Annotated in this window: 10 protein-coding genes; 9 read left to right on the forward strand and 1 reads right to left on the reverse strand. The window is 68.0% G+C overall.

Going from position 1 to position 13,062, the window contains the following annotated elements; translation table 11 throughout:
- The 5 genes from STRIP9103_RS33010 to STRIP9103_RS33030 form a co-directional block, all read left to right on the forward strand.
- Window positions 1-1,375 (forward strand): lanthionine synthetase C family protein (locus tag STRIP9103_RS33010; RefSeq protein WP_324605708.1); only part of this gene is annotated, 1,375 nt, incomplete at its 5' end.
- 5 nt (window positions 1,376-1,380) lie between these two features.
- Complete coding sequence (locus tag STRIP9103_RS33015) at window positions 1,381-4,437, forward strand: lantibiotic dehydratase (RefSeq protein ID WP_009327746.1); 3,057 nt, start codon at window positions 1,381-1,383, stop codon at window positions 4,435-4,437.
- Window positions 4,434-6,218 (forward strand): ABC transporter ATP-binding protein, encoded by a 1,785-nt coding sequence (locus tag STRIP9103_RS52160; RefSeq protein ID WP_009327755.1) that lies wholly within the window; start codon window positions 4,434-4,436, stop codon window positions 6,216-6,218. Before STRIP9103_RS33015 ends, STRIP9103_RS52160 begins: the two co-directional genes overlap by 4 nt.
- A 10-nt stretch (window positions 6,219-6,228) precedes the next feature.
- Complete coding sequence (locus STRIP9103_RS33025; protein ID WP_048821426.1) at window positions 6,229-7,209, forward strand: LLM class flavin-dependent oxidoreductase; 981 nt, start codon at window positions 6,229-6,231, stop codon at window positions 7,207-7,209.
- Between the two features lie 54 nt (window positions 7,210-7,263).
- A complete protein-coding gene (locus STRIP9103_RS33030; RefSeq protein ID WP_009327751.1) occupies window positions 7,264-8,532 on the forward strand; it encodes an erythromycin esterase family protein in 1,269 nt (422 codons plus the stop codon).
- 15 nt (window positions 8,533-8,547) lie between these two features.
- On the opposite strand, the gene STRIP9103_RS33035 is transcribed toward STRIP9103_RS33030, so the two are convergent.
- Window positions 8,548-9,069, reverse strand: a complete 522-nt coding sequence (locus STRIP9103_RS33035) for a hypothetical protein (protein WP_048821427.1) — start codon at window positions 9,067-9,069, stop codon at window positions 8,548-8,550.
- 1,105 nt (window positions 9,070-10,174) lie between these two features.
- On the opposite strand from STRIP9103_RS33035, the gene STRIP9103_RS52885 reads away from it, so the two are divergent.
- The 4 genes from STRIP9103_RS52885 to STRIP9103_RS33045 all read left to right on the forward strand — a co-directional run bounded on the left by STRIP9103_RS52885 (window position 10,175) and on the right by STRIP9103_RS33045 (window position 13,012).
- Complete coding sequence (locus STRIP9103_RS52885; protein ID WP_267950642.1) at window positions 10,175-10,300, forward strand: hypothetical protein; 126 nt, start codon at window positions 10,175-10,177, stop codon at window positions 10,298-10,300.
- Between the two features lie 474 nt (window positions 10,301-10,774).
- Window positions 10,775-11,302, forward strand: a complete 528-nt coding sequence (locus tag STRIP9103_RS47375) for an RICIN domain-containing protein (RefSeq protein ID WP_078614132.1) — start codon at window positions 10,775-10,777, stop codon at window positions 11,300-11,302.
- Between the two features lie 249 nt (window positions 11,303-11,551).
- Window positions 11,552-11,686 carry a hypothetical protein gene (locus STRIP9103_RS52890; protein ID WP_009327745.1) on the forward strand — a complete coding sequence of 45 codons (135 nt, stop codon included), beginning with the start codon at window positions 11,552-11,554 and terminating at the stop codon, window positions 11,684-11,686.
- A gap of 3 nt (window positions 11,687-11,689) precedes the next feature.
- Window positions 11,690-13,012, forward strand: coding sequence for an acyltransferase family protein (locus STRIP9103_RS33045; protein ID WP_009327749.1), 1,323 nt, complete (start codon window positions 11,690-11,692; stop codon window positions 13,010-13,012).
- Window positions 13,013-13,062 lie beyond the last annotated feature (50 nt).

The following is a 13,062-nucleotide window of genomic DNA, read 5'->3' on the forward strand; positions in this document are numbered from 1 at the left end:
GAGCCCGAGAGACACGCCGAACAGACAGGGACAGACCATGCAACTCGCCCACCACGGTACGGGGACCAGGATCGGCGCGGCCGACCCCGGACTCGTGCACCGCGTCCGGACGGCCGTCCAGCACGTCGTCGCACAGACGTCGACCACGGCGCAGGTCGACGACCTGGCGTTGCTCGCCGCCGAACAGAGCGACACGTCCGGCGGCTGGTACCCGCCCAGTGTCGCCCACGGGCAGGCGGGTACGGCGCTCCTGCACCTCTACGCCGCGCGGGCGGGCATGGGCAACCTCGACACGGCCTTCGATCACATGCGCGAGGCGGTTCTGTCCACCCAGGTCGAACCCCTCGAACACCATGGTCTGTTCGCCGGAACCAGCGGCCTCGCCCTCGCGCTCGCGGACATCACCCGCGACGAGCCCCGCTTCCGCCCCAGCCTGGACCGGCTGTATGAACAACTCGCCGACCAGATCCTCGCCGCACCACCGCGACAGACCGAGCGGGCCGTCAGCGACCTGGACTACGACCTCGTGACCGGAGCGGCCGGCACCCTCGTCCAGCTCAGCTCCCTCACCGAGCCGACCGACCGGATCTCCGAGGCCGCCGACGCACTCGTCGACTACCTGATCTGGCTCAGCCAACCTGCCGAGACCGCGGGCACACCGTACCGCTGGCTCATCACCCCGGCGCACTACCCGCCTGTCGGCGATTACCACGCCAAGTACCCGCACGGCTACCTCAACCTAGGTCTGTCGCACGGAGTTCCGGGGGTGGCCGCCGCGCTCGCCGCCGCCTGGGAGGCGGGCCACCGCCGCCCGGGCCACCTGGAGGCCGTCGCCACCCTCACCCGATGGATCCGGGCCCAGGCCGCTGTCGACGAGCACGGCCCCGTGTGGGGCGACGGCACGCCCGTCGACGAGCACGGGCAGGAGGTCACCTCCGAGTGTGGACACGACCGGGTCGCCTGGTGCTACGGCAGCGCGGGCATCGCCGGCGCGCTCCTGACCATAGCCACGGCCACCGCGGACGAGGAACTGCACGCCACTGCCGTCGCGGCCTTCGACGCCGCACTGACCCGTGCGCGACATCTCGCACCGCTCTCACCCACTCTCTGCCACGGCCTCGCCGGACTCGTCATGCTCGCCCTGGAGTTCGCGCCCTGGAGCACGACCGCCCGTGACCGGCTGCCGGAGCTGGTCGGGCAGTTGCTCGACCGACACGATCCGGACCGCCCGCTCGGCTTCACGGACGTGCCTCGCCCCGGACAGGCCGTCGACGACCCGGGGCTTCTCACCGGGGCCACCGGCGTCGCCCTCACCCTGCTCGCCGCCGTCGGCGAGGAGCGACCCCACTGGTTCCGAATCTTCCTCGCCCGGTGACGGCCATGTCCCTGTACGAGCCCGCCGGGTTCTTCCTCCTCCGCTCCCCCGTTCTGCCCGTGGACACCTATCTCGACATCATGGCCGACCCCGCCCGCACCCCGCAGGCCCTGGTCGACCTCGCCGGCCGTCCCGACATCGCCCGCGCTCTGCTCATCGCGAGCGAGGATCTGACCGGCGGTCTCGACCGGCTCGACAGCCTGAGCGAGAAGCGCACCCGGCGGCTGCACTCCCGGCTGCTGAGGTACGCGACGCGCATGGCGACCCGGCCCACGCCCTTCGGCGCGTTCTCCGGCGTGGCGATGGGAACGTTCGGACCCGGCTCGGAAGCCCGACTCGGCCGGCCCCAGGAACACCGAGTCCGCGTGCGCGCCGACATGGGCTGGCTGCTCGCCCTGATCGAGCGGCTGGAGACGGACCCCGCCCTGCTGCGCCAACTCCACTTCGTCCTCAACCCCATGGCCCATCTCGCCGGCGACCGCGTCGTCCTGCCGCAGGCCGACAAGTACGGCCGACACGACGCACGCACGGTGCGCGTCCGGGCCACCCCCGCCGTGGACCTGGTCATGCGGACGGCCGCCACACCTGTCCCCTACGAGCAACTCACGGCCGAACTGTCGACCGCCTTCCCGGATGTGTCGCCGGAGTCCGTCGAAGGGCTGGTCCGCCAGTTGTGGGACCTCGGCTTCCTCACCGGCGACCTGCGGCCCCCGCAGACCGCGGAACGCCCTGAGCTGCACGTCCTGAAGAAACTCACCGGCGTCCCGGCCGCCACCGCCGCCGCCGAACAGCTGCGTGCGGTGGCCGACCTGGCCGACCGTGTCCACGACACCGAGTCGCTGCGGCGGCTGTCGGTCGCCCAGCGCGACCTGGTCCCCGAGCACACGGACCGGACATACCAGGCCGACACCGCACTGGACCTGCGCGATCCGGTCCTGAACGAGTCGATCGCGCACGAGGTCGCCGAAGCCGTGGGCGTCCTGGTCCGGCTCAGCGCGGCCCATGGCACGCGCACCCCGCTGACCCGCTACCGCGAGGAGTTCGCCGAGCGCTACGGCGCCGGGACGCGCGTACCGGTCCTCAACCTGCTCAATCCCGACACCGGGCTGGATGCACCGCCCACCTACACCAATCCGCCCCGCAGCATCGCGCTGCCTCCCGCGCCCGCCGAGGACACCTCCCGGCTGGACGGCGCGCTCGTCGAGTTCGCCCAGCAGGCGTGGTGGGACCGGGCCGTCGAGGTCGAGCTGACCGACGCCTGGCTGGACCGGCTCGCCCCGGCCCGCCCCGGGCCGGGGGACCCGCCACCCGCGCTGGAGGCGTACGTCCAGATCGACGCCTCGGACCGCGAGGCCCTCGACCGGGGCGAGTGGCGGGCGGTCCTGCGATCCGACAGCCTCGCCTACGGTGGACGCACCTTCGGACGCTTCGGCGACCTGCTCGGTGAGGCCGCCGGGGACCGGCTGCGCGACTATGCGCGGCGCGAGGAGGCGCTCTTCCCCGATGTTGCCTACGCGGACCTGGCGTTCCTGCCGCCGTACGGCCGGGCGGCCAATGTGACGCTGCGCCCCGCCATCCGGCCGTACGAGATTCCCGTCAACACGACGCCGTCGGTGGCCCCGGACCGGGTCGTCCCGCTGGACGACATCCTCGTGGGTGTCGCCGACGACCGGTTTTACCTGTGGTCCCGGCGGTTGGACCGGGAGATCGTGGTCGCCCAGCACCACATGCTCAGCCCGACCCTCGCGCCTAATGTCGCGCGCTTCCTCATCGAGGTGTCTCAGGACGGCTGCATCCAGCCGACCGGATTCCACTGGGGGCCGGCGGAGGCGGCTCCGTTCCTGCCACGGGTGACCCGCGGTAGGGTGGTTCTGCGCCCCGCGCAGTGGAGGCTCACCGCAGGCACCGCCGACAACCTCGACGGCTGGCGGGAGCGGTGGCGCGTACCCCGCCACGTCTACCTCGTCGAAGCCGACCAGCGGCTGTTGCTGGACCTCGACCACTCCGCCTGCCGAGTCGAACTCCGCGAGGAATTGGACAAGCAGCGCACCCTCGTCCTCCACGAGATGCTGCCGTCGTTCGACGGCATGTGGCTCCAGGACACCGTCGGCGACCGCTACGCGGCCGAGGTCGTCATACCGGTCGTGCTCCGAGATGCCGTGTGCGCCACCCGCCGCTCCCTGCCGCGCGGCAGACGGGAAGTCCCCGTGAAACGCCATCTACCGGGCGGCGAGTGGACCTTCCTCAAGGTCTACGCGGCACCCGAGCGGCAGGATGAGATCATCGCTGGCCCGCTGCGCGACCTCGTCTCCGAACTGCGGCGACAGGGCCTGCTCGACCGCTGGTTCTACATCCGTTACGCCGACCCCTTCCCCCACCTGCGACTGCGGGTACGGGGGACGGACGCCGCCCGCACGCTGACCCTCGTAACGGCATGGGGCCGGAGCCTGGTCGGTCAGGGGCTCGCCAGGGACATCGAACTGGCCGGCTACGCACCGGAGATCGCCCGCTACGGCGGCCCGGAGGTCTTCGACGCTGCTGAGCTGATGTTCCAGGCCGGCAGCGAGACCACGGCGTCGCTGCTGGCTCGACGGCTCGACATCAGACCCGAGTTCCTCGCCGTCGCCGCCCTGGACACGCTGTACACGCAGTGGGGTGGCCGACCGTCCCTGCGCACGGGGCACACCGTCGACCAGGACGATGTCCATGTTCGTGACACCCGGCAGCTGTTCCACGCGCACCGCGCCTACCTGTGCGAGCTTCTCAGCCCCTGGGACCGCGCCCCACACGAGGAGGGCAGGAGCCACCGGCTGTTGCTCCAGGAGATCTTCGCGGACCAGGCGTCCGCCGCCCGGCGGACGGCCGAGACCGTACGCCAGGCGGACCGGGACGGCGTACTCCTCGGATCGGAGGACGGGATTCTCGCGAGTCTGGCCCACATGCAGATCAACCGCCTGTTGCCCATAGACCTGGACCGGGAGGCACGCAGCCACGCCCTGTGGGCGCACGTACTGCGCGCCATCCGCGGCCGCGCCGCCGCAGCGGCCAGGGAGGAACGATGATCTGGCTCCGTGTCACCGCCCTGTTCTGGGGACTCAGTCCCTTGCGGGTATCGGGCTTCGCGGCCGTGTCAGTGCTTCTCGCCCTCGTCCCGGCCGCCCAGATCGGGCTCGTCGCTTCCGCGGTGCAGAGCGTGGCCGACGCCGTCGCCGGTGATGCCGACGCTGGGCGGTCCGCCCTCCTCTCGGGTGGCCTCCTGATGGCGGTGAGCCTCGCCAGCCACCTGCTGGGCACCTGCCTGCAATACCTCGACTCGCTCCTGCGACTTGAACTCACCGCGCGCGTGGGCGAGTGGGTGATGCGCAAGGGCACGATGCTCGATCTGCAGCAGTACGAAGACGCGGCGGTCTACGACAACATGCAGCGCGCCTTCCAGGAGAGCAGCGGCGGCCGCGTCTACCAGCTGTTCACCCAACTCCTGGAGGTTGCGCGGGATTTGGTCACCCTGGTGACCGTCAGCGTGGTGCTGTTCTCCTGGAGCCCCTGGATCGCCCTCGCAATCCTGTTCTCGCCCGTCCCATCGGTGATCTCGTACATGTTCTTCAGCCACAAGGGCTACGAGATCGAGTACGAGCGGGCTTCAGACCGACGCCGCCTTTACTACTACCAGCACCTCACAACCAGCGACCATTCGTACAAGGAAATACGGCTCTTCCAACTGGGCCCACATCTCCTGGACCTCTACACCCGCCTCGTGCGAACCTTCTTCGACACTGACCGGCGCCTGGCCCGCCGCCAGTCCCTGCTCGGTGGCGCCCTCGGGTTTCTCAGCGTCGCCGCCTCGTCGGGTGCCGTGTTGTGGGCCATCCGCACCACCATCGACGCCGGCCGGATAGGTCAGCTCGCGGGCTACCTCCAGGCCGTCGGATCGATCCAGGTGTCCGCGCACGCCATGCTGCTGGGCATCGCCGCCTTGTACAAGGACAGCCTGTTCCTCGGCAACCTCTTCGACTTCTTCGCGCTGCCCGAACGTCAACTCAAGGGAGGCACCAAGGCGTTCCCCGACAAGCTCCGCAAGGGCATCGAGTTCCGCGACGTGCGCTTCGTCTACCCCGGAACCGATCGCGTTGTCCTGGACGGTGTCAGTTTCACCATCCCCGCAGGCCGGTGCGTCGCCCTGGTGGGGCAGAACGGCGCCGGCAAAACCACGCTCGTCAAACTCCTCACTCGCCTGTACGAGCCGAGCGGCGGCCAGATCCTCGTCGACGACGTGCCCATCGAGGAGTACGACATCGACGACCTGCAGCGTCACATGGGCGTCATTTTCCAGGACTTCATCCGCTACGAGCTGCCGGTGCGCGACAACATCGGCTTCGGCCGGGTGGAGGCTCGTCACGACACGGAACGCGTCGCCGAGGCGGCACGTGCGGCCGGGGCCGAGGGCATCGTCGAGTCGCTGCCGCAGACGTACGACACCATGCTCGGACGCCACTTCGAGGACGGCCACCAGCTCTCCGGCGGTCAATGGCAGAAGATGGCGCTGAGCCGGGCCTTCATGCGACGCGCGCCGGTCGTCGTCCTGGACGAGCCCACAGCCGCCATCGACGCCGAAGCGGAAGCGGAGATCTTCACCCGGCTGAAGGAAATCGCCCGCGGCGCCACATCCCTCGTCATAGCCCACCGCTTCTCCACCGTCCGGATGGCGGACCACATCGTCGTGGTGGAGAACGGCAAGGTGATCGAGCACGGCGTGCACCAGGACCTCGTCCGGGCCGACGGTGTCTACGCCCGTCTCTTCCGTCTCCAGGCTTCGGGTTACCTGACCGAAGCCGTGTCCCCCTAGAGGTCAAGCGATGCGTGTGTCCGTCCTGTACCCCGTCATGCCGACGGACCCCCGATCGGTGGTTCCTTTCGCCGAGTTCGTCCGCGACGGGTGGGCCGCCCGCCTGTGGCAGGGCCAGTCCCTGAGCGCGGACACCCACCAGGTGTTCGCCTACCTCGCCGGAATGGGATACCGCGTACCGGTCGGGACCAGCGTCGTCCTGATGCCGCTTCGCCACCCCATGGACGCCGCGATCCAGTCCCGCTCCCTGGCCATGCTCACCGGACACCGCATGGTTTTGGGCCTGGGGCCGGCGACGCCGGACTTCGTCGCCGGGCTACACGGGAAGCCGTACGACAGCCCGCGTGACGCCTGCGTCGCCTACCTCGGGGAGGTCCGCCGTCTGCTGGACACCGAGCAGACACAGCCGACCGGTGACGACGGTGGCGCCGTCAGCCTGCCGGGAATGCCGCACCCGTACGTGGAGACCGGGCTCGGCGTGCTCCGGCCCGCCCTCGCGCGCGCCGCCGGCCGGGTGGCGGACACGGCGATCAGTTGGATGACTCCGCCCGGTTACGTGCGCGACACGCTGCTGCCTGCCATGGCGAAAGGGGCGGCCGAGGCCGGTCGGCCGGTGCCGCGCATGGTCACGGTCGTGCACGCCGCCGTCGACCGCCCTCACCGCAACGCGTATCGGCTCGCCTACACGGCGGCCCGCGCCCACCTCGCCGGCCCGCACTACGCCGACATGCTGCGCCGGGCAGGCCTGCGCGTGCACCACAGCCGACCGAACCTCGGCGCCCGTGCTCTGGTCGACTCGGGCACCTTCGTGCACGGCACGCCCGAGGAAGTCGCCGTACAACTGGCCGAATACGGCCGGGCCGGGGTGGACGAAGTTGTCCTCAACCTCGCCGGCGTGTATTCCGAACATGGCCAACCGGAGGCCGTGCAAGATCTCCAGGACATCCTCGCCTCGTGCCGGGGCCTGGAGAACGGTAACCCGATCCGGTAGGGCATCCCGGACCCGCCATGCGCCACCCAGCCGCCCGACGAGAAGAGACACCGAGTGCCCGACGACATCGCGCGCTGGCTGACCGAGCACGCCAGACCGCTCAGCACGCTGACACCGGGCGCTCCCGCCGACGACCTCGAACCGCTCCGCGACATCCTGCGCGGTGTGCGGATCGTCGGTCTCGGCGAATCCACCCACGGGACCAGCGAGTTCTTCCGGCTGAAGCACCGAATCATCGAGTTCCTGGTGCGAGAGGCGGGATTCGGCGTCCTCGCCATGGAGGCCAGCGAGTCCGCCGCCCACGCCCTGGACGCGTACGTGCGACACGGCATCGGCGACCCAGCGCGGCTCGTCGCCAGGCTGGGATTCTGGACCTGGCGCACACAGGAGATGTTCGACCTCGTCGAGTGGCTGCGCGAGCACAACCGCGCTCTCCCCGTGGAACGGCGGGTCCGTTTCGTCGGCACAGACCCCCAGCGCAGCACCGACTCGGTCGAGGCAGTCGCCGCCTTCCTCCAGCGGGTCGCACCCGAGCGGATGGAGGAGATACGCGAACTCGATGTGCTGAAGCAAGCTCGACCGGCGTCCCAGCCCGACCCTCGACAAACGCTCATGCGCCGCGCCGAAGCTCTCGTCGACTTCCTGGAGAGCCTCCGCGAGAAGTTGTCCCGGCACACCGCGGACGAGACATCGGAACCGGCGGACGGCATCGACGAAACCCTGGAACACGCACGGATCCTCGTGCGTGCCGCCGATCTGGTGACCCGTTCCCCGGACCCGCGCTCCGGCACGGACAGCGTATTCGCCGTACGCGACCGCTACATGGCCGAGGCCGTAGCACGGCTCGTGGACGACAACCCCGAGGCGCGGGTCATGCTCTGGGCGCACAACGGACACATCGCGAAGAGCACATACGGCGAGGACGTGCCCGCGCTCGGCGGCGGGCTCCGCGAACGTTACGGCGACGCCTACTACGCGCTGGCCCTGCTCTTCGGTAAGGGCTCCTTCCTCGCACGGCGCGGTGACGATTTCCAGGGCTCTCCGGTTCGGCACCACATCGGCACGGGATTCCGGTCCATCGAGGCACGTCTCGCCAACAGCGTCCTCGATGACTACTACACCGACCTGCGAGCCGCCGGTACCTCACCCGAGGCCGCTCAGTGGCTGCACACCCCACATGCCCAGCGCGGCTTCGGTGCCAATGTGCCGCGATTCTTCTACCGCTTCCATGTGGCGCCGCTGGTGCCGGTGCAGGACTACGACGGCATCGCCTTCGTCGCCCGCTCGACCTGCTCGCGCCTGCTGCCGCCGCCGGAGGGATGAGCGACGCCTTCACTCCTATGGCCACATGGCGAGCACAGCCTCAAGGGTCAACTTCCACATCGGCTCGGCTCCGGTGCCGAAGGCCGCGGCGAGCGCGTATCCGATGGCCGCGTCGCGGGGCTCCGGGTCGGCGTCCGGCTCCCATTCGGCCGTCACCACCCCGTCTCCGGTCGACGTGAAGGCACCGATGAGCACGCCATCCCGTAACAGGCGGCTGCTGCCAAGGGAATCGGGCACCAACCGGTGCCCGGATCCCGTCTCCTCGGACCCGACGTCCACGCGGTAGGACCGGCGGGTCAGGAAACCCTTGGCAGGGCGCAGGGTCACGGCCGTGTCGTCGACCGTCATGATCAGGTACTGCGGGTCGCGCGTACCGATCGGCACATGGCTCTCCAGCGGTGTACCGGCAGCCCGCGTCATCTCGGCCCGCGGAAGGCCACCGCCGTCGACAACCAAAGCCCCGTTCTCATGGTCCAGTTCGATGCCGATCGAACCGAAGAGCGGATCGTCGGCGGACACATGTGCGAACGAGTACATCAACAACTCCCTGCTTCATGATCACCCTGTTGATCAACGTTCGGCCAGTTTCCGGCACGTAGCCGGGCGTTGGGTGATTTTCCAGTCGGCAGCCCCCTCGCCATGGGGAGCTGCCGCAGTGCGGCCAGCTTGTCTCCCTGCTCCGTCAACCGTCAGCCGCATGCCCCTTACAAGGGAGCGTCGTCCGGCTTGTAGTGACATTTCCTGTGGAAGCTGGGGCCGGAGCCGGAGGTGCCCACACATTCTGCGCTGGTCACGCGCCGGTCCATGTTGAACGCGTACACGCCAGGAACACTCTGCCGCAACGGAACAACAGGCAGCAGTGCGGCCCACCGGCCGCCGATCCTGACGCCGTGCCCCGATCGGCTACTGAGTGGGTTCACAGCCCTGATCAACATCAGGGCCCGAGCCGGACGTGAGACCTATCAGCATCGGAAAGTCCCACCACTCCCGATCACCCCATCGAAGATGGTCGCATTTCACCCGTCGGTCCCGGGGCAGCGACAGCCCCCTGATGGAGCGTCACGCACGCCTGTCCACCGGTTGTCCACCGAAACCCTCCGCGCATGCCTGACCCGACCCTGCCGGATGAGCAAAAGCCCAGCTCAGATGCTCAGGCGGTCTACGCGGTCACGGAAACCAAACCCCCGACCCACGCATTACGATGCACAGACCCCAAAGGTGCAATTCAGGTCGATTTCAAGGTCATCCGAAACAATAAACCCCAGGTCAAAGGCTTGACCCGGGGTTCACCATAGAGCCGCCTTCGGGATTCGAACCCGAGACCTACGCATTACGAGGGCTCGCGGGGTCGTGGCGGCTGGTGCCGCCTGATCACACCGGATCCCGTTTTCCCTGATCAGCGACTTGCGGGCTGGTCGGTGCCTGCCGCTGAATCCACCTTGTGCCGCACCGTCCGCTCACGCATCGCTCACGCATCGCGCGTTGGGTGACCAGCAGTTTCCCCACGGAGCTGCGGTCGCCATGGCACCAGGGTCCCACCGCGGCGGGAGCCAGTTGTCTCGACGACGAATGATCCATTCCGAAGCCTCTGGAGGCGCCTCTGTCTCCGCACCATCCCAGCCATCCCTTCCAGCCCGACCCGGTGTGCTGGGTCACCCCACGCCACCTTGCCGGTGGCGACGGCGAGTTCGCCGTGCGGATCGGCGACACCCTCACCGGCCTCGGCCGGCGCATGTGGCCGCCGTCCCGCCACACGCTGCTGTACTGAGCCGGACGGGCTGCGTGGCGCACATGAACCGAGTCTGGTTTCGCAATCTTGTGCAGGTCCGGCTGTGAACGGTAAGGCCACCGCGGGGGTTGTGTGGACTCCTGAAGATCGTGCGGTGGCCGCGAGCCATAGCGTAGATCCTGCCCGCTGGCGGGCGTTGTTCGACCACGTCATGGCCCGGATCGCGGGCCGATTCAGGCGAGTTGAGCCCAGGGCTGCCGCCCGCGCTTACCTGCTTGGGCTGCTGTCAACGTCGAACGGAAGATCAGCTACTCGCTCTACCTGGTATATCCGGCACTGCTGGCAGTGACTGACGGCATATCGGCCGGTGACAGCAGGACAACCCCGCGCCCGAGCGTGCCCCGTCAAGTAGGCATTTTCGGTCCAGGCCGATAAGTAATCTACCGAATTTTCCGACGGTCTGATTAGGTACCGCCAGTGACACCAAAGCACACCAACGCAAGGAGGCGCACCATGCGCAAAACCACCACGAAATTCGCTGCGGTTCTGGCGGGAGTGCTGATGGCGGTAGCCAGTCCGGCAATCACCCACGCGCAGTCACCGCAGAGCAGTGACTCAACGCCGCGCTTACTCGCCGACGGTGGGATCAAGAACGTAAAGTCTGGAAAGTTTCTGCAGCCCACGAGCGCTGCCAACGGCGCCAAGGTGACCCAACAGCCAGAAAGCAACGCATTTATCCAGAGGTGGGAAATATACTTCGATGGCGATTACCTCTCCTTCGAGAACAAAGAGTCACTGTTGAATCTCGGCATTAACCGCGCCAGCACTTCGGCCGGTGCAGAGGCCATCACGGCAATTCCCGCGGGCGACCACAATCAGGACTGGGAAAGAATTTGGGGCCCCAACGGGGACTACTTCACCTTGAAGAACCGAAACAGCGGCCTATGCCTGGGCATTTCGGGAGCGAGCACCGCGACCGGCGCACAGGCCGCTCAGTTCCGTTGCGACGGAACGACTAACCAGCGCTGGGTACATGGCTGACGCGTACTCAGAGGAGGTTACTGAGAAGCCATCCGATTTCCGCTCGGCGGGCTTAATCACCCGAACAGAGTTCCTGTTCGGGTGATCCGTGGCATGGCCACGTCTTCAGGTGACGCGTCCTGTTTGATCACGTGATGCCGAGGGCGATCAGCGGACGGTTGGCGTCGCGGGGATGAGGCGCAGTCCAGCGGCGAAGTTCGCATGGTCGGCGAGCCAGAGAGCGCCGTGGCCATGTTGCGCAGGGAGGCCATGGCACGTGGAGCGGCGCCGACGCGTACGCGGGAGGCGTCCTACGACATATGCGGTGTCCCTGACGTGGTGGAGCAGCGGCCTCATCAGCGTCGGCTCCAACTGCTCCAGATCATCGGCTCCAAGGGGCACTGAAGGATGACCGCCGTGTACTTGAACATCACCGAGCGGCAGTACGTGAAGAGGAGTATGGAACCCGCGCCCCCCACCCAGCCCCCAGCGCTGGAGGAGTTACCCTCCGCATCGTCACAATTACAGGCATCCGGCGCACCGTACCGTCCATCGCGCTTGGGCTGGCTGGACGCGTTACGCGGTATCGCGGCGCTCGTCGTGGTGTTCGACCACTCGTCATACTCATTCATGGCGGAGTTCCGGCGGGAGCTGATGCCGGAGTTCAACACCAGCCGGTACGGCATCATGGTGTTCTTCCTGGTGAGCGGCTACATCATCCCCGCGTCACTCGAGCGCCGGGGATGCGTCCGGACCTTCTGGATCGGACGGGTGTTCCGCATCTACCCGCTGTGGGCAGCAGTCGTCACTGCAGTCCTTACCGCCAGCTTGGTGGGCATCGCGGAAATTCGAGACTTCGGTCAGCAGAACATCGCCACGGTGGCCCTCGCCCACGTCACCATGTTCCAAGAACTGTTGGGGACGCCCAATCTCCTTCTTGTCCTGTGGACGCTCTCGTACGAGATGTCCTTCTACCTGCTGGTTGTTGCTCTGTTCGCTGTCCGTCTTCACCGGCGGTCGGCAGCGGTCGCCGTCACCCTGGCGGTGCTCGCAGCCGTGAGCGTGGCGGCAGGGATCACGCTGCCTACCTCGGTGCTCTCTGAGAGGATAGGCACGGGCCCGCTGATCGTGCTCGCTTCGATCATCATCGTCGTCGCCATCTGCTGTGCGAGTGCTAGAGGACGCGCGCTTCGCGTGTTCGGGGGCCTGTTGGGCGGGGTGCTGGCGATCGCCCTGGCTTTCAACGGCACGGTTCCCGTGTGGGAGAGCCTGGTGATCCTCGCCGTGATGTTCCTCGGCACTGCCGTCTACCGGGCTGAGCACGGCCAGAACACCTGGTGGTACGCGGCTTGCACCGCCGTCGCGGTGGTGGCCTGCGCCGTGGGGAGCGCGTACAGCTATGGCGACGGGGACCATTTCACACGGCGTGGCTGGATCGTGGCGTTTGTCCTGGCCGTGTTCACCTTCGGAGTTGGACTAACAGTGCGCCGACGGCGGATACCGCGCTGGCTGGTCGGACTGGGAACGATCAGCTACTCGGTCTACTTGGTGCATCCGGTGCTACTGGCGGTGAGTGACGGAACGATCGGCCGGTGGCGGCAGGACAATCTCGTGCTCGCAGTGGCGTTCTACGCCGTGCTGCTGCCGCTGTGCGTGCTGACCTACCGTTACATCGAAGCCCCGGCCCAGGCAATGGGCCGGAAGCTGGCACGTCGTATTCAGCCGCCGTGACGAGGGCTCCGGCTGCAATCGTGCTGAATTCCTGCCTGGAGCACAGGGCG

The sequence above is a fragment of the Streptomyces ipomoeae 91-03 genome (genome assembly GCF_000317595.1).
Taxonomy (GTDB): Bacteria; Actinomycetota; Actinomycetes; order Streptomycetales; family Streptomycetaceae; genus Streptomyces; species Streptomyces ipomoeae.

What these genes read in the sequence shown, in the direction of transcription:
- STRIP9103_RS33025 (WP_048821426.1), top strand. Translation starts at nt 6,229, where the DNA reads ATGCGTGTGTCCGTCCTGTACCCCGTCATGCCGACGGACCCCCGATCG.
- STRIP9103_RS52160 (WP_009327755.1), top strand. Translation starts at nt 4,434, where the DNA reads ATGATCTGGCTCCGTGTCACCGCCCTGTTCTGGGGACTCAGTCCCTTG.
- STRIP9103_RS47375 (WP_078614132.1), top strand. Translation starts at nt 10,775, where the DNA reads ATGCGCAAAACCACCACGAAATTCGCTGCGGTTCTGGCGGGAGTGCTG.
- STRIP9103_RS52890 (WP_009327745.1), top strand. Translation starts at nt 11,552, where the DNA reads ATGGCACGTGGAGCGGCGCCGACGCGTACGCGGGAGGCGTCCTACGAC.
- STRIP9103_RS33045 (WP_009327749.1), top strand. Translation starts at nt 11,690, where the DNA reads ATGACCGCCGTGTACTTGAACATCACCGAGCGGCAGTACGTGAAGAGG.
- STRIP9103_RS33015 (WP_009327746.1), top strand. Translation starts at nt 1,381, where the DNA reads ATGTCCCTGTACGAGCCCGCCGGGTTCTTCCTCCTCCGCTCCCCCGTT.
- STRIP9103_RS33035 (WP_048821427.1), bottom strand. Translation starts at nt 9,069, where the DNA reads ATGTACTCGTTCGCACATGTGTCCGCCGACGATCCGCTCTTCGGTTCG.